We start from the raw sequence: 24954 nt of genomic DNA, 5'->3' as shown, positions 1-24954 counted from the left end.
CATAGTTCTATACTATTTGAAAACTAGAACTTCATATATTGCAAGTACACGCTCCATTCGAATACTCGCAAGGAGGGACCGTAATGCTGGTAATATCTATAATTGCTCTCATCATTCTGGGATATCTCTGCTACAGGCTTGTTAAAAGAGAGGGTGGTATCTTTTTGGGACCCTACGAATTCAAATTCACCAGAGAACCCGGCCCCGAAGAGTATATAAAGCGTTACAAGGAACTCCAAAAGAAGAACCAGGAATTTGAGAGTAGACTGGTGCTGAGCGCTGCTGCCAATCGTTTTCCGCAGAATGCCGATATCTTCAAGACTCTTATGGAAAAGATATTCGCGGACCTGAAAGTCGCAAAAAGCGAAAAAGAGATCGAAGACATCATGGCCCGTGGTGAAAGGGCTCTGGAAGAGCTCAGCAGAAACGCTGGAAACAATTCCATGGCTCTTGTTGAACAATATTCGAAAAAACTACTCGAAATCAGGGAGGAATTCGAACAGCTAAAAGCTCGACGCGAAGACGAAATAAAGCAACGACAGATTGAAAAAAACAAAGAAGTACTGCTGGAACTCGAGAGCATTCTCGAAGGTATCAAAGTCTCTGACGACGAAATGGGCATAAGAAGAGCAATGAACCATGCGGCTTCGATCGAATCAATGATCGATGTCTCTCTACTGGAAGAAACTCTCGGAGAACGTTATCAGGAACTTAAAACTGCTTTCTACAGAGTCGCTGAAGAAAAGGTGGAAGAACTTAGAAGTGCCAGGTACGGACGCTACAACAGGAAGGCTATCGATAGATTGAAGAATCTGCTCGATCGCTTTTCCGAGAACGAAAAAGAGTATTCGAAGGCTTCCAGCAATCTGCCTATATTGATCAAAGAGCACATCGCGTCGTTGAATACCGCTTATTTCGATGGACCGACCATGCAGTATTTCAACTACGTTTACGGTTATATATTCTCGCTGATCGATGATGATTTGAAATTCGAAGTTACGAGAATAATGACAGAAACACCGAAGGATACACTTGAACTATGAGCGATAAGGAAAGCAGGATCGTTCCATTTACTACTCCGCTAGTCAGACGAGCGGAACCTTCACAAACTCAACTGGGAGTTTCGTCGATTGAAAAGGCACTGGAGAAGTTCGATATTCGTCTTTTGTCAGATCTTTTCAGAAAGAGCGGGAGGGATATCGCCGCGATTTCGAAAATCGAGAGAACCGCCGACGATTTCGAAAAAAAACTCGAAAAACAAAGAAAGGAACGCTTCCAAACTCACAGCATGGTAATGAAAAGCGAGACCGTGACTCCTCTTGAAATTATCATTAAAGAGACCCCATTGAAACAGTGGTATACAACTGGAAAGACACTGGGAAATCTAGCCTCGATAGGTGCAAAAGTGGCCTTGCAACTTTTGAAAAATAAAAACAGCGAAAAACTCTTCAGAAGACTTCGTATATATGAGATAGACCTCGTTAGACTCAGAATACAGAAAAAGCACTAACTTTGGCAATCTTAAACGCTTTCTTTCCTGAAAAAATACTTTTATCTTCAAGAAAAGTACTGTGCAGCTGACCCAGACTCATTTTAACAAAGAGAAAGTTAACGAAAGAAAGAACGGGAAGAAGGAGAACGTCTGTGTAAAGCAAAATAGAAATTGGTTCTTCCTCACAATCTATGAACTAGCTCATAATGGCCTTCAATCTCAGAAGTTCAAAGGAACATCTGCCGTACATTATCCGCTTGATCACCTTTATCTTGTTTATAACGCCTTCTATGATTCCGTTGCTGAACCCGGTTCTTATCGCATTCTTCACCGCTTCAATGTCTCTCTCTACCGACATGATGAAAGTGTTCAGCTCGCGGATGTTGTATCTCTTTACTTCTGAGAGCCAGTCCTCAAGTCTCGATTCATCTTTGCCCTTCAATATTTCTCTGAACCTGTTCACAGCCGGGTACAGGTTCTGTAAGTTACCGTTGGCTTCTATATACTCTTTCATCTTCTTCTGATCTGCCTCTTTGAATTTCGAGATGTCTTTGTTCAGAAGCGAGATCAACATTCCTCTTCTAAGCGTTGGTTCGGGAGAAGTCTTTCTTATTTTACTGTTGATGTTGACAATAGAACCATCAGATTCCACCAGAGAGTTGTCCGCTTCAAGTCTGTTAGAGTTCCTCTCAAGATAGTTGTGGCTGAACTGGATGACGGGAGAAGAACCACCCTGATCTCTTCAGATACTGAGCTTTCATCTGAGGATATCTTTCTGTATTATCTCCACAGATGGTACATACCATTTTTACCAGGGAACTTGAAATATAAAAAAAGAACCGATTTAGTGCAATCGGTTCTTTTTGTGATTATTTGCAAGTTCCAAAGATTATGACTTCTTACTTTTGAAGACTTTTTTGAGTAACCCGACCGTCGGTCCACCGAAGAAGACCAGCAAGATCAACAGGAACAGCACCAGGGAGATAGGTCTGGTGAAGAACTGATTCATGCTTCCACCGGTCTTTATTAGCCCTACCCTGAGATTATCTTCGACCATAGGACCCAGTATGATCCCCAGTATCATTGGAGCCAGTGGCACTGCAAGCCTTTCCATTATGTAGCCGATGAATCCGAAAGCGAGCATCACGTAGATATCGAAATAGCTGTTCCTGATAGCATAAGACCCTATCATCGAGAAGAGAACTACTCCCGTGAGAACTACACTGGTTTTTAGTTTTAAAACTTGCGCGAAGGCCTTTATTCCTAGATAACCTATAGGTATCATGAGTATATTTGCAAGAACTGCGATTCCGAAGACTCCATTCACGAGTTCTCTCGATTCCTTGAATATCAACGGTCCTGGTTTCAATCCGTACATAAGCATGGCACCGAGTACGATGGCGGTTATGGTATCGCCCGGAACACCGAAGACCAGTGCAGGAATCCAGGTACCACCAAGTGCGGCATTGTTGGCGCTCGTGGGAGCGATAACCCCTTTTATGTTACCCGTACCGAAATCTTCGCTGTTTTTTGAGGTTTTCTTCTCCACACCATAAGCAACCCAGGCTGCAATATCTGCACCGGCGCCTGGAAGTGCGCCTATGAAAGTCCCCACGAAGGCTGATTTTATGAGGGTTATCTTTTCTTTCCATATTATCTTCAGCGCTTCTAACGGTGAGATCTTGACTTTTTCTGTTATGGGAGGAAGCTGCAGTCTTGTAGCTCCCTGCTGGACTCTCTTTAGAACTTCGGAGATTCCAAAGAGTCCGATCATTGCAGGAATAAAACCTATGCCATCCATGAGTTCTATATTTCCAAAAGTGAAACGCGGATATCCGGTGGTTATATCTATACCGATTGTAGATATTGCCAGTCCCAGAACGGCCGATGTGAGTCCTTTTATCATGTTTCCCTTGCTTAAAACGGCACTCATGCTCAATCCAAAAAGCCCGAGCCAGAAGTATTCGAAATTGGTGAACTGAAGCGCGAAATTGGCCAGAGGCGGTGCGATTAATATGAGTAAAAGTATTCCGATCAACCCACCGATCGCCGAACAGAAGAGATCCAGAGTCAGCGCCAGCGAGCCTTTCCCCTTCTTCGCCAGTTCGAAACCATCTAAAGTGGCCGCTCCAGAGGCTGGAGTTCCCGGAATCCTGAGAAAAGTCGCGGGGATATCGCCGGAGAAGATTGCTGTGAAAGAAACCCCCAGTACCATTCCCAGACCAGCCATAGGACTCATGTAATAACTGATGGGGATTATCAAAGCGACCGCCATGGTAGCTGTAAGACCTGGCAATCCGCCGACGAAAATGCCAAAAGTCATAGCGAAAAGTACGGGGAATATAACATCCGGGCTTAAGATAGAGAGAATAGTATCCATACGATCACCTCTGGAACATGGCCATAACGATTCCCTCCGGGAGCGGAACCTTGAAAACCATGCCGAATATCAAGAAAATAATGACCACCAGAATCACCGAATATACTAAAGAACGCCAGATCTTGACGTTTAGAATTATCATCAAAGCTGCAGATACGATCGTGGCTCCAAGAATGAAGCCAAGCAAGTTTATCAGAGGTACGAAGAAAATTATTCCCACGATGATCGCTATCACATTTTTCGTGCCGTCTAAAGTGATTTTGTCAGAAGGGGCAAGAGTGGCATCCTTAGGAATCCTTTTTAGCCTTATCATAATCAAACTCTTGATGATGTAGTATGTACCGAGTATGATTATGATTACAGCCAGCGTGAAGGGAAAAAATTTAGGTCCGGGTAACTTATTACCCCGGACCACATAGTTCGGGAAGGACGAGCCGAAAAAAAAGATAAGGCCGGACAGTATTAAAAGCGAAATCCCAAAGAAAATATTTTTAATGTTCATCCGATCACCCCGATTAATTAAAGAAACGGGTAGCCCTTAGGCCACCCGCTAATTACGATTACTGAATGAATCCTCCGAGTTCGAGCACGGATTTCCAGGCGCTGTCTTGTTGCTTAGCAAATTCATAGAATTCCGCTCCATTTCTTATCTTGATGCCAAAGCCATTGATATCCATAAATTCTTTGAAAGCATCGGAATTGGCAATTTTAAGTACCTCTGTTTCGAGGATCGCTTTTACTTCGACGGGAGTATTTTTCGGCACTGCGATACCTCTCCATGTACCTGCCGACCAGTTGATTCCCTGTTCCTTCAGTGTGGGAACGTTGGGGAACCTCTGGAGTCTTTCGTCTGACATAACTGCCAGGGCTTTGAGTTGGCCGCTGTCAAGCTGGGAAGCGGCTTCGGCGATTGAACAGGTTATAACATCGACGTGACCGCCAAGAAGTTCTATTATTGAGGGAGCAGCTCCCGTTGTTGGTATCCATGTAACTGAATCCACAGGAACTCCCGCTTCATTGAACATTCCGATCCTCGCCAGATCCCAGATAGATGCCGCACTCGAACCCGAGAAGAAGAACTTGTTAGGATTTGCCTTGATATCTGCCAGAAGTTCATGGATAGTGTTCCATGGTGCATCGGCCTTAACTATGACCCCTGCAGCATCTTCGTTGAACTGAGCAATGTAATCGAAGTCATCATAAGTAATCGTCGTAAGGCCGAGCCAGTGCATGTTGGCGATCTCCAGAGTTACAAGGGTAATGGTATAGCCGTCAGGAGCTGCATAAACGCCGGCGCTGTGACCTACAGCTCCACCGCCCCCTGTTTTGTTGACAACCGTGAAAGGCTGTCCGAGAGCCTTGCTCAACTCGTCTGCAATATATCTCGCAACTCGGTCGGTTCCACCGCCAGCGCCCCATGGACAGATTACCGACACGGCCTTTCTTGGATAATCGACACTAAACAAAAGAGACGAAGCAATCAAAGCAATTACTAGGAACACTAAAATCTTCTTCATCAAAAACACCTCCTATTGGATAACAGGGTTTCCCCCGGAAAAATCCATTATCTGTTTCCTGGTTGGCTGCCCCTCGGTCGAGCCGGTTGCAGTACAGGTGAGGGCAGCGGCTCTCAAAGCAAACTCAAGTGCTTCTTGGGTTCCCAGGTTTTCGAGATTGCAGCAAAGGAGTGATGCTGTGAAGGCGTCTCCGGCCCCTACCGTATCTGCAACTCTAACTTTTTTGGCCTCCCCCTCGAAGATTCCTTCGTTCGTACCGAGTATCGCTCCCTGAGAACCTCTTCTAAGGGCCACTGTCGTGGGTCCCATTTTCATAACCTCCATTACGGCTTCGACCGGAGAACCTTGAAGAGAGAGAATTTCCATCTCTTCTTCGTTAAAAGAGACAATGTCGGCAAAGTCCGTGATGGTTTTGATATATACCGCCTTTGCCAGCTCGGTTGACCAGAGCTTACCCCGGTAGTTAAGGTCGTAAGAGATCTTCGCACCGAGAGCTTTAGCGCGTTTCATTAGCACAAAGCTAGCTTCAAGGCATTCACGACTAATCGCCTGAGAAATACCGCTCAGATGAAAGATTTTCACGCCCTCAAATGAAATTTTTTCCGCGTCGGCCGGTCCGAACTTTCTGGCTGCGGCGTCTTTTCGACGGTAGTCGAATTCATGCTTTTCACCGTTAAAGCTCACAAAATACATTCCGGTCGGGTACTCCTGGTCGATTATCACGTTTGTCGTATCGACGCCGTTGCTTTTCCAGAGTTCCATCAATCCATGACCGAAAGAATCGTTTCCTATTCTCGTTATGTATCCCGAGCTTCTTCCTAGCCTGGCAGAGGCGACAGCGACATTTGAGGTGTCTCCACCCCAGGTCATGTGGAAATCTCCGATCTGCGAAAGTCTACGCTGGTCCTTTGCATAGAAACCGGCCAGCGGTTCTCCGAAGGAATAAATCTCACAACTCACAAAATCACCTCAACAACTTCTTTTCACCGGCTTCATGGACGTTCAAGAACGTCTCGATAGCCTTCCAATCCGGAAGCGGCTCTATATCGCCTTTCAAACTCACTGTTATGGCGCCAGCCACATTGGCATACTTCAATGATTCTTCAATTGATTTCCCCGATAGATAACTCGCAAGGAAGGCTCCGTCACAGGCATCTCCGGCTCCGAGTTCGTCGATCACAGGAACTTTGTAGGAGGGCATCGAATACCTCTTTCCTCCGGTGAAAGCTTCGACCCCACCCGAACCTTTCTTGAATACTATCAGTTTAGCGACGTCGGCCATTTTTTTCATAGATTCCTTCGATTTCTCCAGATCACCGTCGAACAGCATGCTCAAATCGCCAGCTCCGGTGAAAAGTATATCAGCCTTCCTTATAAACGGTTCAAGAGTCTTCAGAGCGTTCTCTTTGGTTTTGAGAAGGTTTATCCTGATGTTTGTATCAAAGGCTACCAGGGCCCCGTGCTTTTTAGCCATATCAATCGCTTTTATTGCGGCATCGCGACAACTATCGCTCAAGGCCGGTGTAATACCGCTCACGAGAAAGAGGTCTATTCCATCGAAATAGCTGTCTTTAAGGTACTGCGGACCATAGTTACTCGCGGCCGAGCCTTTTCGGTAGTAGAAGACCATAGTCTTTTCGGGAACCGGGTAGCTTCTCTGAACGAAGTAAACGGCGGTCGGGTTCTTTTCGTCTTCGATCACACCCTCGGTGTTGACTCCCTCCGATCTCAGTGTCGAAAGGATCACCTTACCAAATTCATCGCTGCCAACCGATGTCAGGAAGGAACACTCTATTCCCAGACGCTGCATCTGGATGATTGTGTTCGCCTCAGAACCGGCCACGTGTCTCTCGAAAAGCGTCTGGAATCTGAGAGCTCCCTTTTCCGTAGGATTCATTTGAATCATTATTTCGCCCATGCCGAGAGCTCTTTTCAAAGCATCACCCCCTAGAGCGCCTTTTTATCGATGAGTGCCTTTTCCATCTTTGTGTAGATCGAATCGTCAACCAAACTGTACGGCATTCTCGGGTAGCCGGAGTTAATGCCTCTCATTTTGAGCATAGCATGAATCGCCGGGATACTTTGAGCGTAGTGTTGTACGTCTCTCAATTGGTTTACCTTCACCTGAAGTTCCAACGCTCTGGCGTAGTTTCCTGCCGATGTTTCGTTGTAAAGTTCGACTACCGGTTCGGGCAGTGCGTTCGCTAGACCGCAGATAGCTGCTTTGGCTCCCAGCGGAACAGCCGGCATTATGAATGCTTCTGTTCCTGTTATGTAGCAGAACTTGTCAATATCCATGTTGTGCTTTACAGAGTAGAAATACAACAGGTCGAAAGATGAGTCTTTGATACCGTATAATCCAACAGCTTGAAGCTTCTTGAGGGTGTCAATATCGATTGATACACCTGTAGTTTTGGGATTGTTATAGATGAAGACAGGTAGACTCGAAATTTCTACTAGCTTTGCGAAGAATCTTATAATATCGGCCTGCGAGTAGGAAAAGTAAAATGGAACAACGGTCGCCACGGCCACAGCTCCCGCTTCTTTTGCATGCTTTGCCAGTTCGAAAATGTCATCAGGGTTGGTTCCCCCGATATGTGCTATTACAGGTACCCTGCCTTTTGCACCTTCGACAGCAAGTTCGGTCACGTGTTTTCTTTCCTCGACCGACATGAGTGGCCCTGAACCGTAAGTGCCACAAACGAAAAGACCGTGTACCTTCTGAGAGAGAAAATCTATCAGATTTAGATAGCACTTGTCATCAACTTTTCCCGATGAATCGAACGTTGTTAACACCGGTGGGATTATTCCTTTGAAAACAGCCATGTTGCACCTCCTGGTTAAATTAAAATTTCAAGTATGATAGTGATTTCCTGGATAGAGATAATGTATCGAGCGATTCTTCGCCTTCTCTGACAGCCAAACAAGCGAATAGGGAGTCCACAACTACCATCTGTAAACATCTAGAAACTATGGCATCGGTTCTTATATTCATCTCCTCCGGCACCGAAGTGACGATACAGAGATCGGCTATTTTCGCAAGCGTTGAATCGATGAAGCCTGTCAACGCAATTATGCGCACCGTGTTCCTGACCTTTTGAAGGGGAAGGACTACATCCTTGCTCTCCCCGGAATGTGAGATGGCAAAGACACAGTCGTCTTTCTTGAGCTTTGATAGAGTAATCGCGTTCGTATGAGAGTCCGGGCAATAAATAGCGTCTTTGCCCAGAAGGTTGAGTTTGAAAGAGAGGTTGTTGGCTATCGAACCGGAAACTCCATAACCAATGCATATTATTCTTCTGCTTTTCTCAATCAGTTCAACGGCTTCGGTTATCACCTGACTGGATATTTTCTCCATGTTTTCTTTAAGCGCCATTATGCACCCGTTGAAGATTTTCTTCACTACTGCTCCGGGTGTATCGTCGATCCTTATATCTTCGTAAGGATGATAAAAAGAGGAACCTGCGATTTCGGCAGCCATAGTCACTTTGAATTCATGAAAACTTTCGAAACCCAACTGCCGGTAAAATCTCACGATCGTAGATTCGCTACCTACACGTGACTTGTTCATAAGTTGAGTAATTGAAAGATTCACCGCTTCTGAGGGATTTTCGAGTATCGCATCAGCAATTCTTTTCATCGTTGGAGTGAAATCATCGCTTTCGCGCTGTATTCTTCCCAGCAGGTCGCTGTTGAATGTCAAGACTCACCTCCGAAAAAAATTTCTACCATAATATACCACTAAAATGAGAACTACACAAATCCATTTATCACTCGTTTTGGCCAGTTAAGACTATTTATACTTACTTATTGATTTTTATTCTAAAAAAGCTTATCTGCTATTCCAGCGAACCAAATAGAAAAAATTTCTTTCTAATTTTTTGAAACTCATTCAGGAACACCCCATATGCAGATTGTTTTTCAGGCTGTTATCATTATTAGTGAATGAAGAAAACTCTGGAGGAAATTATGCTGACAGTATATTTAATGCGTCATGGTCAGAGCCAGGCTAATTTAGAGAGAATCTTTGCCAACGGCGACGATGGATATCCTTTGACCGAGGAAGGCAGAGCACAGGTCTCTTTGACAGCCGAACTGTTAGCTCTGAAAAATATAAAAAGAATATACACTTCACCGATTCTGCGGGCACGACAAAGTGCCGCGATAGTTGAAAAAAAGCTGGGTATAGAGTCTGTGGTGCTGGATGAGATAAGAGAATTCAGTGTCGGGGAGCTTGAAGGACGACCTATTTCTGGAGAAGCCGAAGCGACTTTTATGAGGCTTATGCTTCAGTGGATCACCGGAAATTCCAGCGAGAAAATTCCGGGTGGAGAAAATCATCTGGAGATAATTGGCAGAATGAAGAAGGCCATCGATATTGTTGTGAGTGAAAACCATGTTGGCGAGGTTCTGCTGGTGAGTCACGGAGGGTTCCTGACCATGACTCTTCCTTTCTTGTGCAGTGGAATAGATATCAGGGAGTTCTTCTCAAGACCTTCCTATGGAATCGGAAACTGCTCAATTACTACTGTGAGGGTCAACAATGGTGCGCAATTCCCATCAATCGAACTGGTGGATTGGGCAAACTCTTCTCATCTAGGGTGAAAGAGAATTTTCCGCGATCTTTAACGGACCTGCCGGCCACTAAAAGACAAATGTCAGGAATGACTTTTACCGCATTATTCGACACTGAAGGTGATTCTTGATTATGGTAAAATTTGGCAGAAGGGAGCTGCGGGTTTGTTATGAAAAAGTATACACTTAAAAGCGGGGACATTCCAACTTTTGTGAGCGAAGGACTCGATGAAGAACAACTGAAGGCCGTTGCAGAATCCTCTGGGCGTTCTTTGATAGTTGCCGGCCCCGGTTCGGGAAAGACAAGGGTAATTACCTACAAAATTGCCTACCTGGTCAGCAAAGGAATTAATCCCGAAAATATGCTGCTTGTAACCTTTACAAGAGCCGCTTCTAGAGAGATGATCGAGAGAGCCAGAAGAACCAGCGGCTCGGATTTGAAGGGAATGCTAGCCGGTACTTTCCACCATATCTGCAATTACTTCCTCAGAAAATACTCGGCTGCAGCTGGTCTGAAAGAGAACTTCACTATACTCGACAGAGAAGACTCAAAAGATTTGATAAAGCACTGCAGAACAGAACTTCTGGAAGAGCGCAAAGCAATTAACACTTCCACGCTACCATCTGCGGGTGTTTTGCAGAGCATTTATTCTTACTCGGTTAATGTTCTAGCCTCTCTAAGAGAATCGATAGTGAGACAGAACAGGAAATTTTTAGGTTCTTACGACGAGATCGAGGAGATCTGGAAGCGTTATGTCAAGGAAAAAGCGGCCCAGAACTGCGTCGATTACGACGATCTTCTACTGATGGCCCTGAAGCTTTTCAACGAGAATCCATCAATTCTTGCCCATGAATCACAAAGGTTCAAATGGATCCTGGTCGATGAGTTTCAGGACACCAATATACTTCAATTCAGGCTGGTTGAAATGCTTTCCTCTGTCCACGGGAATCTGATTGTGGTAGGTGACGATGCCCAGTCTATCTACTCATTCAGAGGAGCCAGATTCGAAAACGTTTACGATTTCCTGAACATGAAGGATTCTCAGATCTTCAAAATACAGACCAACTACCGTTCCACCCCACAGATAGTTAGATTGGTTAATGGGATCTTCCCTGAAAACTCTATAGAGAAGGAACTGAGAGCAGTGAGACTTGATGGACCGGTTCCTGTGATAGCAGAAACCTGGGATAACCTTGAGGAAGCCTCTTTCGTAGCCCAGCGTATTCAGGAACATATAGACGACGGGATCGATCCGGATAGGATAGCCGTTCTGTACAGATCTCACTTTCATTCACTTGAACTCCAAATGGAACTAGATAAAAGAAAAATGAACTACACTCTCTTCTCCGGTCCCAGATTCACCGAAACGGCTCATGTGAAGGATGTACTGGCGATTATGAAGGTTATTCAGAACCCTCTGGACCAGATTTCCTGGGGAAGGGTACTCAGACTCTACCCCGGAGTGGGAAACACTATAGCTTTCCGGATAATACAGGAGATATCTGCAGCAGTTAACGATGGCCATCTTCAGGTTGAAGTTATAAGGTCTCATACGAGCAACAGGGCTAGACTTGAAAATCTTATTAGTCTTCTCGAGAGCCTCGAACCGGATGCACTTCCAGCGGAAGTTATAAAGAGGTTCTACGAGAGCTTCTATGCGGATTATCTGGATGAAAAATATCCAGATGCGAGAGAGAGACGTTTAGATATAGAAAGGCTTATGGAAATAGCCGGTAGGTACGGTTCGCTCGCAGATATGCTTGAAGACCTCGCGGTTAGCGAGAAGATAGATATCGAGAAGGAGTCCGGGCAGCGTGACCCTTCTATAGTTCTTACTACCGTTCATCAGGCGAAGGGACTAGAATGGGATGTCGTTTTCATTTTGGCAGTTAATCCCGGTGATTTCCCCAACTCTATGGCCATAATAGAAGGTTCTCTTGAAGAAGAGCAAAGGATATTCTATGTTGCAGCAACCAGAGCAAAGGACTATCTGTACATCATGAGGCAAAAGGGTGGCAGATCACGTCCAACGATTGGTAATAGATACGTATTCAGGAGTGGACACGACTTCATAGAGAGGATTCCGAGCGATGCCGTCGAACGGTGGGATATTGGCTGGGATTTTTGATTTTTCATCATTATAAATAGCTTCACATAGTCGAAATATGGGAGGGAAACAGATGAACGCTTTGTACTTACCACTTGTAGCAGGTATTATCTCTACGCTATTCGCATTTGTTATGTTGAAGAGAACTCTCGGCTACTCTCCTGGAAACGACAAGATGCAACAGCTTTCAAGATACATTCAGGAAGGAGCATCTGCCTTTCTCGAAGAGGAAGCAAGAAAGATCTTTCTAGTGGCCGTTATTATAGCGGCCGTTCTGGGAGTAATATTCCAGTCTTTCAAGTATCCTATCGCATTGCTTTTTGGAGCTCTTGTCTCGGAGTTAGCGGGGGTTATAGGTATGTACGCCGCCACGAGAGCCAACACTAGGGTCGCTGCCGGGGCAGAAAAGGGACTTTCTAGCGCTTTCAAAGTGGCCTTTTCCAGTGGCTCGGTCATGGGTTTGGCAGTCGCTGGTTTTTCTTTAACTGGTCTGGCTTTGCTCATGTTGATTTTCAAGGACTCTTTCCTTTTCGAGAACATTACCGACCTTTCTAGAGCCTTCGGTTCGATATCCTATATAGATGGGGTCATGATCATCAGCTCCTATTCTCTCGGGGCCAGTATGATCGCGCTCTTTGATAGAGTTGGTGGTGGCATGTACACCAAAGCCGCCGATATGAGCGCCGATCTAGTCGGTAAGATAGAGGAACATATAGACGAGGATGACCCAAGAAACCCAGCAACCATCGCCGATAACGTTGGAGACAACGTGGGAGACGTCGCCGGACTCGGAGCGGATATTCTTGAATCCTATGTGGCCTCGGTCGTTTCGGCAATAGTTCTGGCAATCTTCATGAAATTCGCCGATCACGGCACAATGACCGAAACTCAGTATTACGGTCTAATACTCCTTCCTGTCCTAATAGCTGGCGTCGGAGTTCTAGCATCGCTCGTAGGGGTTCTAGTTGTAGCCAACATGAAAACCAAAGATGCACAGAAAAGTCTCAGCTTCGGGAATTTTTTCACTGGCGGGCTAGTTCTGGTATCGGTAGCAGTCGTCATAGGTATAGCCGCACCGGATTATCCCTTCAAAGACTCCTTCATCATCGGTCCGGGCTTCGTTTCAAAATGGAGGTTATTCTTCGCCATTGCGTCGGGCCTTGTTGCCGGTATTATAATTTCCAAGCTGAGCGAGTACTACACTTCTGACCAATACAAACCTACAAAGAAACTTGCTAGAGACACCCAGAGCGGTGTCGCGATAAACATCACCGGCGGTCTGGCGCTGGGTATGGGAAGTACTATCTGGCCGGTCATAACGCTCGCCCTGGCCATACTTGGGGCCTACTGGTCGGCTGGGGTCTATGGAATCGCCATAGCCGCATTGGGAATGTTGTCGTTTGTAGGTTACATAGTTTCGGTCGATTCCTACGGACCGGTTGCAGATAACGCAGGTGGTATAGCTCAGATGGCCAACCTCGACCCGAAGGTCAGAAAACTGACCGACAGACTGGACTCCGTTGGAAACACCACAGCAGCCATAGGCAAGGGGTTCGCTATTGGCTCGGCAGCCTTCGCCGCCCTTGCGCTGATCGTCTCATACATCTGGGGGGCCGCCGATACGGCCAACGAAATTGTGAACAACCCGATTATCAACCTGGTTGAACCATACACTTTGATAGGAATATTGATAGGCTCTATGCTTCCCTTCTTCTTCACCTCGCTTTTGATAAAAGGTGTCTCAGACACGGCCAATTTAATGATCGTGGAAATCAGAAGACAGTTCAAGGAGAACCCAAATATCAAGACTGGAGATGCGGTACCCGATTACAAGAGATGTATCGAGATAACTACCAAGGGGGCAGTGAGTAGAATGCTTACTCCCGGAGTAGTAGCCATCGCCTCACCTTTCATAATCGGTCTTTTGTTCGGAAGGTCTGCAGTTGCCGGACTTCTAATGGGCGGGCTGGCAAGTGCAATAATGATAGCTCTCTTCACCGCCAATTCCGGTGGAGCCTGGGATAACGCAAAGAAATACATTGAGACCGGGGAGTTTGGCGGTAAGGGTACACCCACACACGAGGCAGCCGTCGTAGGAGATACTGTCGGCGATCCTCTCAAGGATACCGTTGGCCCTTCCATGGATATACTTATCAAATTGATGTCGGTCGTATCCCTTGTCTTTGGATCGATCTTCCCAGCCGGACCTTTCTTCATGTGACACGGCTTTGAAAAAAGCGCGGCCGATTTTGGCCGCGCTAAATTCTTTATTTGGACGATGAATCAGAATCCACCAGTTCCGCCTCCACCTCCGCCTCCACCGGAGCCCCCTCCGCCGAAACCTCCGCCGCCAGAACCGCTCGAGGAAGCCGCCCTGACCGATGTAGTGAGAGTGTTGAAAGAATTGATTGCGTAAGCCGTCACCGGGTAGTAAATTAAGGGATGGCTACTCTGATCGCGCCAGATATCTTCGGGAACTATCCTGTTTAGATTCTTTCTCACAGTATCGGCTATACCCAAAGCCGTCGCGTAAACCAGATACTCTTCCCAGAGGATTATAGATTCGGGTGGTTTCTCATTGAGCAGCGAGTAATCCTCTAGATATTTCTTAAAGCCCATCCATTTAAGGTAGAAAACTCTTCCCTCAGGCGTCCAACGACCGAAAACATCTCTGGGCATCATGAAAACGACGAAACTTGTAGTCCACAGAACTCCGTAGAACACAAGTGAAAATAAACGCAGATGAGAGATTGCCGGGTTCGAATGTACTATAAGCATCAATATCGAAAGTAGAAGCATCAGTGTAGAGTAGCCTTTGGCTATAGAGTTGCCCCTTGTGTCAAGGAGCCCTTTCGATTTTACTGTGTTGTTCACCTTGTCTTTGTAAACACCTAGATCAGAAGTGAAGGCTCTGGCTTTTGACTGGCTTTTTGTAGCTTTTTTCTTTACATCTGAAAAATCGAAGAGATCATTTTCGTCGTACTTGTCGAGAAACTTCAGAAAGGCAGCCTCCGTTGGCCTCAGAGCTGAAGAATCTCTGCTTTTAATGATTATTCCATCGACTTTGTCACCCTTTCCCCTTTCAAAGTCTATGTAGTTCTTCCTGTACAGCTCCATCATCGCCGAACCTATACCGTCGTTATCTACTACTCCGGCCATATTCTTCACCGCTGCGTTCACAACATCGGCAGCGTCGTCGGTCGGTAATTCGCGTTCGTATTCTCCGAAGTATCCCACTTCGTGTTCCCTGCCATATTTTCGAAACGCGATGAGCAACACAAAAGGTGTTAACAGCACTACTGCAATCGGTACAACCCATTGAGAGACTATCCTGAGAAGAGAGTCCTTTCTTTCGGCGCTTTCTAGGAATTTGCTGTCGAAAGCTCCCCCCGTGGCCAAATTCACCTGCTTCATCGTCGATGTTGCCTGGAGCGGTACTACGGCTCTGAATTCGACGTAAGATTTCGGAGGGACATTTTTCATCTCCAGCTCGAATACATTCCCCGATCTTGTCACAACGACGGCCGGATGAGTGTAGAAATTCGTGATTTGCATATCTTCTGGGAAAGTGATCGTAGCATTTACACTCTTCACCCAGCTGGCCGTATCCTCGCCCCAGATTTTTCTGAAAATCTGTGCGACATCTGTACCGATCTCTACTGCCCTTCTGACCGTGTAGCGGTAAGTGACAGTTACACGATCCTCACCAACGGAGGGTTCTACGCTGGAGGAGTTGTAAGGCACGAACCACAATCTGATTGACCTGGAACTCGCGCCTCCCATGCGTTCTATATATTTTATTTCTTTACCGGTAGCGGTAACTTCGATCTCGCTGTAAAGGCTTCCCGCCCGATCGGCCGGAAGTTCTCTGTATATTCCCCTGTAAGGTTTTTTGAAACGGTAGTCGATCGTTTCGGTTACCGTCAACAGGCCGTCCTTATCTATCTCCATAAGTACTTTCACGTTCTCGATTTCAGTGATCGAGGAAAAACTCTCGCCGAGGCCTTCACTGAGAATCAAGGAAACGACTCCCCACGAGATGACCCCAATGATTACACCGATAATCAAACGAAGGACTATCTTCTTCATAATAATCTCACCTCCAGTTGAATTTTACATCACCTGGCGGCTTGCAGGACTCTCTCATAATTTTCTCTTGAAATTTCCTTTCCCCGTTTCAAATGGACGTTGATTTTTGCTCATTCACTCGACTTCATCAGATATCTTTACTCAATCGGTCGTGAAATCAGCGGTAGTGAAAGTACAGATCACCATGTTGCCCTCAGTCTCCGGAGGACCCGAAACAGGTGTGATCTCTATTCTGTATTCCGTTCCCGGTTCGAGCAAAAGGCCCGTCTCCACCGCAGTTTCTTTACCCTTCCACGCGAATAGTTCTATTTCACCGCGAAAGAGTTTGACGAAAAATTCGAGGTTTTCGGCCTCTTCGGCGCTTTTTGGTTCTATTTCAAAGAGAATTATCAGAGGAGTCGAATAGGGAAAATCCATCTGACCGTTGTACGGCGAGATAAACCCCGGTAAAATCCAGCTCAAACTTATCCATTGTTTTAGAGCCATTGCGTGTGCGTTGCATTTTGCCCAGGCTTCTACTTCATCTTCGTTGGTATAGCAGAATTCACGAAAATAAGTGAACGAAGCCTTTCCATCTTCGCCCGTTTTTACTTCCGTGTCTTCGATGTTGGGATTGCCTATCACGGTGAAAGTCACCGTGGTTCCTTTGGCCGGAGTCCCATCTGCCCTGACAACGGTTACCTCGACGGTATGAACTCCCGGTGAGATGTTGATATCGTACTCAGGGGTGATCGTCATGGAGTAATCGCATTCGCACTGGATATCGGCGGCCGCCATAATCGCATCCATATGCTGCGTTAGCGGTTGAGCGCCATTCCAGGTCTGCGCCATGATGCTAGGAGGGCTTCCTTCCGGCTGGGGGTTGTCGTTGACGTAATTTCCATCTTCGTCGTAATGATATTCGTCGTCGAGTCCCATCAGGTGTCCTATTTCGTGGGCTACTACCGGTCCGCTATCGAGGTTGTCCCACTCTCCGGTCGTTGTTTCGGTTGAACCGGGTGTCGGGAGGGGCGTCGCAACCCACGAAGTGTGAGCACTGCTGACATCTTTAACTTCGATAACATGGACTCCTTCGGGGGGGTCTTCACCTTCTTCGAGTACATCGAAATCGAAATCGAAGGTAACCGTGCAACAACCGTTTCCCCACTCCCTAGAACCGGTCGGGCCGTTCCAGATCTCCTCGGCCTGAGTCTCCCAGGTCTCCACGAGAGTATCGGTAGCGCCCGCGCCATGAAAGACCGCCGTGACCGTTACTGTATAGTCGCATGGCCCTCCCGTCACACTGGTAGTCTGCTCTTCGTATCCAGCTAGTGGATACTCCAGCGGATAGTAGTTATTCAAGATAACAAGAGAGAAATCCGACAATCTCTGCGGTGGTACCGAAAAGTTCATAGGATTATCGTCTGCAAGCATCCCCTCCAGCACGGCTTTCCCCTTTTCATCTCCGTTGAGCAAGAAAGCTACGGCTATAAGAGCCTTTATCGTGGGGTCAGGATCGGAAAGATAATCCTCCAGCTCTTCGAGCGTACTGTTGTCCAGCAGGCTTCTCTGGAAAGCATATGCGGCCGCCCATCTTTCCAGATAGCTTCCTTGAGAGAGTAGTTGGAGGAACTTATCGATGTTGTCTTCCAATAGAGGTAGAAGCTCTTCTGCATGGTAAAAACTGAGTGGTACCGAGGGGTCCAGCTTTTCAATAACCTTCCCGATTTGGTTTATTTCGACGAATTTCGCTTTTACAGTTCTATCTCTATCCATGAAAATTGTGGTTTCCGTCGCATCCGGTGCGGCTACCCCGCCCTCCCAGCTATCGAATTCCCAGCCGGAATCGGGGTATGCCCTGACAGTTACGTTTACGTTTTTACCGAACTGATGAGTCCCTATGGTCGGATCGGTGGTTCCGTTACCTTCCTTCTGCATGGTGAGCGTGAAAGTGTTTTTCAATGGACAGCTGGTGAAAAAGAAGATCAAAAAGAAAATTGAAAACAACAACAAACGGGCTTTCCTCATCCGTAAGCACCCCCTTCTTTTGAGTGCGATCGAGGATGACACAAACGCGAGAAGAATTCGAAACGACTGATTTTGCCGATTCAACTCGAGTATACCACTTCAGTCTATAATGTAATAAAAGGTACGGCTCTCACGTATCAAATTTTCCGGTTTGCGCCGATAGGAAGGTGTGACTTGTTCAAAAAACTAAGGAGACACGATAAAAAGCTCTCACTTGAGGAAGGTAGAGATATACTTGAAAGAGGTGTTTTTGGAGTCCTTTCAACCATAGGAGAAGATGGCTATCCCTACGGCACTCCACTTAACTACGTATTTGATGACGGCCACATATACTTTCATAGCGCCTGCGAAGGCCACAAGATAAGCAATATACTATTCAGCAACAAGGTTTCTTTTTGCGTTGTGGATTCCGTTGAAGTACTTCCATCCAGTTTTTCAACCAACTACAAAAGTGTTGTGGCTTATGGAATAGCCTCTTTAGTAGCCGAAGCTTCAGAGAAGCTGTACGTTCTGAAAAAAATCGTCGAAAAGTTTTCACCCGATTTCGAAAAAGAAAGTGAAGAAGTATTGAAAGGGTCTTTGAATACAACCTGTATAATCAGGATCGATGTACAACATATTACTTGCAAAGGAAATATTGAAGTATAAGCAGTGTTTTTGCGCTTTTGTGTGCCGCTTCTGACTTGATATAATTCCGATGATCGAAACTATTGGAGGCGATTGTAGTGAACAAGGAAACGCTGTTCAGAATAGCTATAGGTTCAATCATGGTGCTGTTCGGTCTGCTGATAATACTCTTACCTTCCTTCACCGTAAATCTCTGGTTGCTCTTCGTATGGGTACCGGCTATTTTCATGGAGTACAGGGCCGCTACAGGAGGTGAAAAAGGGCTGTTCGTGCCTGGAGGCATATTGCTTGTTGTCTCGTTGATATTGACTCTGAACGTAATTTTCCCGAGTTTCATAGCCGCTGGAGGCTGGGCTCTGTTCATAATGGCCCCTGCCGTGGGTCTCTTCCAGATTTTCATTGCAGAGGAGAAGAAGGATTCAGGTCTGCTGTTCGCCGCCTTCCTTCTCGCAGCCATTTCCGTGTTTTTCGTGTTAATGAATGTAGCACCAAAAGCTCTAGGAATCTTCGTTGGCCTGGTGCTTCTGGCAATTGGAGTGCTAGTTGTTTTCAAGAATATCAGATTGACCAAAAGATAGGAGGTAATCGATGAAAGCCATGATTTTGGCCGCAGGTGCCGGAACACGGTTGAAACCGCTCACCAACAAGATTCCAAAGCCAATGCTTCCGATAATCGAGAAACCTGTAATCGAGTTTATAATCGAGCTTCTCGCCCGTCATGAAGTCAGGGATATCATGATAAACATTTCACACCTGGGCTGGGTTATGCAAAACTACCTAAAAAGTGGTTACAGGTACGGAGTGAGAATAGGATACTCTTTCGAGGGTCATTTCGAGAAGGGTCAACTCATAGCCGAACCGGTCGGATCGGCAGGAGGCATGCGAAGAATCCAGGACAGCTCTGCCTTTTTCGATGAAACCTTTATTGTGGTCTGTGGCGATGCGATCATAGATTTCGACTTAAAAACAGCTCTCGATTTTCACAACTCTAGAGGTTCGATCGCAACTATCCTGACAAAAGAAGTTCCTAACGAGCAGGTTTCCAATTACGGAATAGTGGTAAGCGATTCATATGGCCGTGTAGGCTCCTTTCAGGAGAAACCTTCCCTGGAAAAGGCCGGATCTAATATGGCCAACACAGGCATCTACATCTTTGAACCGTCCGTATTCAAATATATCCCTTCCGGAACGTTTTATGATATAGGTAGCCAGCTTCTCCCCGATCTTGTGAAGAGAAAGGAGTCTGTATATTCTTTCACGACTGAAATTGACTGGTTCGACATCGGCAGAAACTCCGACTATTTATCGATACTGGGTCAGGCTCTTCAGGGAAAGATCAAGGGCTTCAAGCCATCGGGTAAAGAGATCACTTCAGGTTTGTGGAAGGGAATCGGTACGATCGTCGAGAAGACAGCCAAAATAATCACGCCTGTTTTCATAGGCGCCAACACCAAAATCGAAAGGAACGTAAGGCTTGAAGGGCCAACTATGGTAGGTTCCAACTGTGAACTTTGCGAGGGAGTCGATCTCAGTAACGTCTTCGTCGGAGACTACACAAGGATAAAAGCGGGATTTAAAGGTAAAAACATACTCATCACTCCCGACTTTTTCATAAGGTCTGATGGTTCAACCGGTTTGATCTCGGAAGGTCCATACGCGGAGCTTATCTCCGATACCAGAAATTTGGATATCCGTTGATCTCTTCAAAAAAACGCTCCAGTACCAGGTGTGTTAGAATCTGAAAGTGTTGTCAGTCTTTATATTGGAGTGTAGATCGATGTTAAAGATATCCAGATTATCCAGCACAAGAGATGTTAAAGACTTTATTTCTCTGCCCACGAAGATCTACAAAGATCATCCCCTGTGGGTTCCCCCGTTCAGACATGAGATAAAAGCTATCATGAAGGGCAAGGGATCTAACTTGTTTTCGAACGGCCCACACGAATTTTTCCTTGCCAGAGAAAACGGGAGTGTCGTAGGTAGGATTGCCGTTGGCATAGAACAGGCGATGAACAGAGAAAAGGGCGTAGATCATGCTTATTTCACGCTCTTCGAATCGATAGACTCAAAAATTGTAGCCGATGCTCTTTTGAAAACAGCCGAAAGCTGGGCAAAAAATATGGGAATGAAATTCATAAAAGGTCCGGTATCGCCGACCAACGGTGACGATTTCAGAGGGTTATTGGTCGATAACTTCGAAGATCCACCGGCGATATTAATGCCTTACAACCCACCCTACTATATCGATATTTTCAAAGAGTACAAAGTGTATCTCAAATACCTTGCTTTTAGATACAATCTTGAAAACGTGATTTCCGAGAGAGAGATCAAGGGAACTGAGATCGCTATGCGACGTTACAATTTCTATGTAGAAGAGGCCAACTTCAAGCATATCAAGAATCTTGCGCGGGATATTCACAAAATTACTGTGGAGTCGATGCCTGAATGGGAAGAAGACATAATCAAGCCTACCTTCGATGAGATATTTCAGGCGGCTAGGACGCTCAAACTCGTTGCCGACAGTAGAATGGTAATCATCGCAAGATCCGAAGGACGGCCGATCGGCTATTTCGTAGCATTTCCGGACTTCAGTCCGATAGTGAGAGAGATAGGTGGTAAACTATTTCCCTTCGGCTGGTACAAATTTCTTACAAAGAGAAAGACGATAGAACGGGTGCGTGCTGCCATACTCTTTGTCGTCCCCGAGTTCAGGAACAGGGGAGTTCCTTCTGCCATGTTCGTGAAGGCTTACAAAAACGTGAGAGAGATGGGTTACAAAATAATAGAAGGTTCATCGGTTAGCTGGATGAACTCGACGATGATCGCCAACGCTCTCAGAGCCGGTGGAGAAGAGTATAAGCATTATATAGTCTTCGGTAAAAATCTGATCAAAAGGCCGTTGAGTCTCAGAGAGATATACGGTTACGCCGCGGATCGCTTCAGTTCGAAAGAGAGAGTCTTAGTCTGAACTTCTCTACAAACTCCGCGAAATCCGCTGACTCGACACCGCTGTATGGAGACTTTTCCGACACATAAGTAACCAAACGAAGCAGTTTATTGTATTTCGTGAGAAACTGTACAGATCGTTCATGTATGTAAAGAGCGGGATCCCAGGTACTCTCCACTTTCTCCAGGATCAACCCTGGCGTGTATGGCCACAATCTATCGATCTCGAGAAATTCAGCCAGCTCTTCAAGTACCTTCATAACGGTCAGCGCAGGTGATGTAAATTCGCAATCCATAACCGTCTCAAGCCAGGGAATCAACTGTCTGTAATAATGGTACTCTGCCGGAGCATTTTCCACCGCTTTAAGACCAACTAGCGCCAACGCTTCACACCTCGATTCAAGATCGAGGCATAAAAAACGATCGGCCAGTGGATCGCTATCTCCGAAGATGAAGTATCTATCGCCGACAAGTTTTCCGAAGGCCTTCATAGTGTCAAGATAGCCACAGATCACGTACTTAACAGAGATTTCGCCGTCGAAAGTCATAACGGTGCCAAATTGCTGCGACGGTTCCAAAAGAATCACTTCCATTCCCTCGTTGAAGAGATTTACGTACGCGAGAGAATTCCCGATTCTCAGACCCATCACGTCGACAGCCACAACCTCTTTGAATCCCCTCTCTCTGGCCATGAAAAGCGGGATGTTCGAATATACGCCACCATCTATGAAGAGCTCATTGCCAATCTCTTCTCTCTTGAAAGCTGGGAAGTTGGCGCTGGCAAGAACATAATCTACAAGAAGACCTTCGGGGCAGTTTTCTTTGTAGATTACAAATGGCCGGACATCACTCAGCGAGTAAGCGACTACACCGAAATCCATACGGCTCTTTCGTATTTTCTCTTCGCTTATTATTTTACGGAGTTTTTCCTTTAAAAGCGAGACGTCTATGCCCCCCTCAGTTGTAAGTAGTCTCAGCGCCGAGGCCAATTCTAAAGTATTAAGGGAAAAAAGCTTTCCCTGAAGAAGGTTATAGAGCTCTGGAGAGGCTTCCATCAGTTGCGTGTATTCCATGTCATACCAGAGATCCTTGGTTGCTTCGTAGCCCTCACTGATTATACCAGCGGCGTTTATCGCTCCCACTGATGTGCCGAAGATCCCCTCGATCTCTATATCCAAATCCAGGAGAGCTCCGTAAACACCAACCTGATAGGCTCCTCGCCCGCCGCCTCCGGAGAAAACAACGGCCACAGGCAAAAGGCTTGAAAAGAGAAGGGTACAGAATACTGCGAGCAATGAATGCCTTTTCATCTGGATACACCTACCAATGTCTGTTTGATCGAATCTGTTAATGATATTATAATACATTGAAGAAAATGGCCGACCTTCGATCGAGAGAATGTTAATCTTTCCATCACCAGTGGAAGAGGCTTATCTCTTATGATTGATAACGTCAGTTAAGCTAACTTGTGGAGTGGTGCATTTGATAAGGTATTTCATTAAGCAAAACTGGTACAGATATCTCATCGGTATCCTTTTTTTGATTTCAGTCGATGCACTCATGTTAATAACACCAAGAATCATGGGAAGTATAGTCGACGAACTCAGGAGCGGCGTCCAGGATATTGAATACATCGGACTTCTGATTCTGGCAGTTATAGGTGTAGCCTTGGGGCTGTTCATAACACGTCTCTTCTGGCGTGTATTCATAATGGGTTCGGCCAGGAGGTTCGAATACTACGCCAGGAAGACGCTATTTCAAAAGCTGCTGGATTTGCCTCCAACGTTCTACGACAAGACGAGAGTAGGAGATCTGATGGCCAGGTTCACCAACGATGTCAACGCTGTGAGAATGGCTATGGGACCGGCGATAGTTATGACCATAGATTCGATCTTCCTCATATCAGTCACGATAATAGCAATGGGTTCCTTCACCAGCTGGAAGCTCACATGGATCGCTATCATTCCTCTGCCTCTTCTCGCGGTAGTATCGACTTTTTTCGGCAGAATCATTCACAAGAGGTTCAAAAGAGTCCAGGCTGCCTTTTCAAATCTGACCGACACGGTCGAAGAATCCATCTCTGGTGCCAGGTTGATAAAAAGCTATGGTATAGAGGGATTGAGAAACGACACTCTGAACGAGAAGTCCGACAACTACGTTCAGGAGAATATTAAACTGATAAAAGTATGGGGGATGTTCTTTCCCCTTATACAGATGCTGTCAATGCTAGGCTCGGTGCTGGCGACGTTCTTTGGAGGACAGATGGTAGTTCTCGGCCAGCTCACACTTGGAGAATATGTCACTTTCACATCATACCTGGGAATGCTTATCTGGCCTATGACGGCCTTTGGATGGGTAATAAATATGGTTCAGCGAGGTCGGGCTTCTTATAAAAGGTTGATGGAAGTACTCGAAGAAAAGAATAACATCGTTGTTGAAGATCCCGTATCGCTAGAGGATTTCAATGGCCATATTTTGCTAAAAAACCTCACGTTCACATATCCTACCGGAAATCGTCCTGTTCTCCGTGATATAGATTTCGAATTGAACCCCGGTACAAAGGTTGCGATAGTTGGAACCACCGGATCGGGCAAATCTACACTTGCAAAATTGATCGCTCGTCTCTACCCGATAGAAAAGGGAATGCTTTTTATCGATGGATACGATATAAATCGTCTTCCCCCTGAGGTTATAAGAGAGAAAATAGCTTACGTTCCGCAGGAGACTTTTCTCTTCTCGGAAACGATAAGGAATAACATAAGGTTCGGTAATATGGAACTCACCGATAGCGAGGTGGAAAAGTACGCCTCCATAGCCTCGATTCATGAGGATATAATAAGTTTTCCTGAAGGTTACGACACACTTGTCGGAGAAAGAGGAGTAACGCTTTCCGGTGGCCAGAAGCAGAGAGTGGCCATCGCTAGAGCTCTGATCAAACAAACGCCCATTATTGTTCTGGATGATTGTCTATCGGCCGTCGATACAGAGACCGAGAAGAAGATACTCGACTCTCTTAAAGATTCACAGGGAAAGCATTCGATAGTGGTAGTTTCTCACAGGCTCAAGGCCGTTGTGGATGCCGACATGATTTATGTCATGCATGAAGGAAGGATCGTGGAGCGAGGTAAGCATCACGATCTGATCGGGAACGGCGGCCTGTATCAGCGTATGTACGAGCGCCAGATGATAGAGGAAAAGCTCAAGGAGGATTAG

General features: G+C 46.0%; 21 protein-coding genes. 10 read left to right on the top strand and 11 right to left on the bottom strand.

Annotated features, from left to right (window positions below):
• Window positions 1–83: 83 nt before the first annotated feature.
• Window positions 84–1043: a coiled-coil domain-containing protein gene (locus tag MESINF_RS00430; protein ID WP_169698001.1), complete on the top strand. Its 960-nt coding sequence runs from the start codon at window positions 84–86 to the stop codon at window positions 1041–1043.
• A complete protein-coding gene (locus tag MESINF_RS00425; protein WP_169698000.1) occupies window positions 1040–1510 on the top strand; it encodes a hypothetical protein in 471 nt (156 codons plus the stop codon). The genes MESINF_RS00430 and MESINF_RS00425 overlap by 4 nt, the downstream gene beginning before the upstream one ends.
• Before the next feature lie 178 nt (window positions 1511–1688).
• Here MESINF_RS00425 and MESINF_RS00420 read toward each other — a convergent pair whose 3' ends face one another.
• The 8 genes from MESINF_RS00420 to MESINF_RS00385 form a co-directional block, all read right to left on the bottom strand.
• A complete protein-coding gene (locus tag MESINF_RS00420) occupies window positions 1689–2144 on the bottom strand; it encodes a transposase (protein WP_169697999.1) in 456 nt (151 codons plus the stop codon).
• 237 nt (window positions 2145–2381) lie between these two features.
• Entirely contained in the window at window positions 2382–3872 is a 1491-nt protein-coding gene (locus MESINF_RS00415; RefSeq protein ID WP_169697998.1) for a tripartite tricarboxylate transporter permease, read from the bottom strand.
• 4 nt (window positions 3873–3876) lie between these two features.
• The gene (locus tag MESINF_RS00410) at window positions 3877–4374 is read right to left on the bottom strand and encodes a tripartite tricarboxylate transporter TctB family protein (protein ID WP_169697997.1); all 498 of its coding nucleotides are present in this window, start codon (window positions 4372–4374) and stop codon (window positions 3877–3879) included.
• A gap of 58 nt (window positions 4375–4432) precedes the next feature.
• Window positions 4433–5389 (bottom strand): tripartite tricarboxylate transporter substrate binding protein, encoded by a 957-nt coding sequence (locus tag MESINF_RS00405; RefSeq protein ID WP_169697996.1) that lies wholly within the window; start codon window positions 5387–5389, stop codon window positions 4433–4435.
• A 12-nt stretch (window positions 5390–5401) separates the two neighbouring features.
• Complete coding sequence (locus MESINF_RS00400) at window positions 5402–6349, bottom strand: sugar kinase (protein WP_169697995.1); 948 nt, start codon at window positions 6347–6349, stop codon at window positions 5402–5404.
• Between the two features lie 4 nt (window positions 6350–6353).
• A complete protein-coding gene (locus MESINF_RS00395) occupies window positions 6354–7325 on the bottom strand; it encodes a sugar kinase (protein ID WP_169697994.1) in 972 nt (323 codons plus the stop codon).
• 11 nt (window positions 7326–7336) lie between these two features.
• Entirely contained in the window at window positions 7337–8215 is an 879-nt protein-coding gene (locus MESINF_RS00390) for a dihydrodipicolinate synthase family protein (protein WP_169697993.1), read from the bottom strand.
• A 19-nt stretch (window positions 8216–8234) separates the two neighbouring features.
• Window positions 8235–9092, bottom strand: a complete 858-nt coding sequence (locus MESINF_RS00385; protein WP_169697992.1) for a MurR/RpiR family transcriptional regulator — start codon at window positions 9090–9092, stop codon at window positions 8235–8237.
• Window positions 9093–9358: 266 nt separating this feature from the next.
• On the opposite strand from MESINF_RS00385, the gene MESINF_RS00380 reads away from it, so the two are divergent.
• From MESINF_RS00380 to MESINF_RS00370, 3 genes are all read left to right on the top strand, one after another.
• Window positions 9359–9994: a histidine phosphatase family protein gene (locus MESINF_RS00380; protein WP_169697991.1), complete on the top strand. Its 636-nt coding sequence runs from the start codon at window positions 9359–9361 to the stop codon at window positions 9992–9994.
• A gap of 140 nt (window positions 9995–10134) precedes the next feature.
• Window positions 10135–12093 carry an ATP-dependent helicase gene (locus MESINF_RS00375; RefSeq protein WP_169697990.1) on the top strand — a complete coding sequence of 653 codons (1959 nt, stop codon included), beginning with the start codon at window positions 10135–10137 and terminating at the stop codon, window positions 12091–12093.
• A gap of 52 nt (window positions 12094–12145) precedes the next feature.
• The gene (locus tag MESINF_RS00370) at window positions 12146–14293 is read left to right on the top strand and encodes a sodium-translocating pyrophosphatase (protein ID WP_169697989.1); all 2148 of its coding nucleotides are present in this window, start codon (window positions 12146–12148) and stop codon (window positions 14291–14293) included.
• 62 nt (window positions 14294–14355) lie between these two features.
• On the opposite strand, the gene MESINF_RS00365 is transcribed toward MESINF_RS00370, so the two are convergent.
• Window positions 14356–16161 (bottom strand): DUF2207 domain-containing protein, encoded by a 1806-nt coding sequence (locus tag MESINF_RS00365; protein WP_169697988.1) that lies wholly within the window; start codon window positions 16159–16161, stop codon window positions 14356–14358.
• A gap of 141 nt (window positions 16162–16302) precedes the next feature.
• Entirely contained in the window at window positions 16303–18168 is a 1866-nt protein-coding gene (locus MESINF_RS00360; protein ID WP_169697987.1) for an InlB B-repeat-containing protein, read from the bottom strand.
• Between the two features lie 174 nt (window positions 18169–18342).
• Here MESINF_RS00360 and MESINF_RS00355 point away from each other — a divergent pair, with 174 nt between their 5' ends.
• The 4 genes from MESINF_RS00355 to MESINF_RS00340 all read left to right on the top strand — a co-directional run bounded on the left by MESINF_RS00355 (window position 18343) and on the right by MESINF_RS00340 (window position 21763).
• The gene (locus tag MESINF_RS00355; protein WP_169697986.1) at window positions 18343–18816 is read left to right on the top strand and encodes a pyridoxamine 5'-phosphate oxidase family protein; all 474 of its coding nucleotides are present in this window, start codon (window positions 18343–18345) and stop codon (window positions 18814–18816) included.
• A 77-nt stretch (window positions 18817–18893) separates the two neighbouring features.
• Window positions 18894–19373 carry a hypothetical protein gene (locus MESINF_RS00350; RefSeq protein ID WP_231936791.1) on the top strand — a complete coding sequence of 160 codons (480 nt, stop codon included), beginning with the start codon at window positions 18894–18896 and terminating at the stop codon, window positions 19371–19373.
• A gap of 10 nt (window positions 19374–19383) precedes the next feature.
• Window positions 19384–20493 carry a sugar phosphate nucleotidyltransferase gene (locus MESINF_RS00345; RefSeq protein ID WP_169697985.1) on the top strand — a complete coding sequence of 370 codons (1110 nt, stop codon included), beginning with the start codon at window positions 19384–19386 and terminating at the stop codon, window positions 20491–20493.
• 79 nt (window positions 20494–20572) lie between these two features.
• Window positions 20573–21763: a hypothetical protein gene (locus MESINF_RS00340; protein WP_169697984.1), complete on the top strand. Its 1191-nt coding sequence runs from the start codon at window positions 20573–20575 to the stop codon at window positions 21761–21763.
• On the opposite strand, the gene MESINF_RS00335 is transcribed toward MESINF_RS00340, so the two are convergent.
• Window positions 21735–23051, bottom strand: coding sequence for a patatin-like phospholipase family protein (locus tag MESINF_RS00335; protein WP_169697983.1), 1317 nt, complete (start codon window positions 23049–23051; stop codon window positions 21735–21737). The genes MESINF_RS00340 and MESINF_RS00335 overlap by 29 nt on opposite strands.
• A gap of 172 nt (window positions 23052–23223) precedes the next feature.
• Here MESINF_RS00335 and MESINF_RS00330 point away from each other — a divergent pair, with 172 nt between their 5' ends.
• The gene (locus MESINF_RS00330) at window positions 23224–24954 is read left to right on the top strand and encodes an ABC transporter ATP-binding protein (protein ID WP_169697982.1); all 1731 of its coding nucleotides are present in this window, start codon (window positions 23224–23226) and stop codon (window positions 24952–24954) included.

The organism is Mesotoga infera (assembly GCF_900157305.1).
Lineage (GTDB): Bacteria > Thermotogota > Thermotogae > Petrotogales > Kosmotogaceae > Mesotoga > Mesotoga infera.
The sequence above is the reverse complement of the archived record's forward strand: the minus strand, read 5'-3'. Positions and strand labels throughout refer to the sequence as shown.

Bases quoted from the DNA above. Each gene is read 5' to 3' on its own strand.
- MESINF_RS00430 (WP_169698001.1), top strand. From the start codon at position 84: ATGCTGGTAATATCTATAATTGCTCTCATCATTCTGGGATATCTCTGC.
- MESINF_RS00425 (WP_169698000.1), top strand. From the start codon at position 1,040: ATGAGCGATAAGGAAAGCAGGATCGTTCCATTTACTACTCCGCTAGTC.
- MESINF_RS00415 (WP_169697998.1), bottom strand. From the start codon at position 3,872: ATGGATACTATTCTCTCTATCTTAAGCCCGGATGTTATATTCCCCGTA.
- MESINF_RS00410 (WP_169697997.1), bottom strand. From the start codon at position 4,374: ATGAACATTAAAAATATTTTCTTTGGGATTTCGCTTTTAATACTGTCC.
- MESINF_RS00405 (WP_169697996.1), bottom strand. From the start codon at position 5,389: ATGAAGAAGATTTTAGTGTTCCTAGTAATTGCTTTGATTGCTTCGTCT.
- MESINF_RS00390 (WP_169697993.1), bottom strand. From the start codon at position 8,215: ATGGCTGTTTTCAAAGGAATAATCCCACCGGTGTTAACAACGTTCGAT.
- MESINF_RS00380 (WP_169697991.1), top strand. From the start codon at position 9,359: ATGCTGACAGTATATTTAATGCGTCATGGTCAGAGCCAGGCTAATTTA.
- MESINF_RS00375 (WP_169697990.1), top strand. From the start codon at position 10,135: ATGAAAAAGTATACACTTAAAAGCGGGGACATTCCAACTTTTGTGAGC.
- MESINF_RS00370 (WP_169697989.1), top strand. From the start codon at position 12,146: ATGAACGCTTTGTACTTACCACTTGTAGCAGGTATTATCTCTACGCTA.
- MESINF_RS00365 (WP_169697988.1), bottom strand. From the start codon at position 16,161: ATGAAGAAGATAGTCCTTCGTTTGATTATCGGTGTAATCATTGGGGTC.
- MESINF_RS00360 (WP_169697987.1), bottom strand. From the start codon at position 18,168: ATGAGGAAAGCCCGTTTGTTGTTGTTTTCAATTTTCTTTTTGATCTTC.
- MESINF_RS00345 (WP_169697985.1), top strand. From the start codon at position 19,384: ATGAAAGCCATGATTTTGGCCGCAGGTGCCGGAACACGGTTGAAACCG.
- MESINF_RS00340 (WP_169697984.1), top strand. From the start codon at position 20,573: ATGTTAAAGATATCCAGATTATCCAGCACAAGAGATGTTAAAGACTTT.
- MESINF_RS00335 (WP_169697983.1), bottom strand. From the start codon at position 23,051: ATGAAAAGGCATTCATTGCTCGCAGTATTCTGTACCCTTCTCTTTTCA.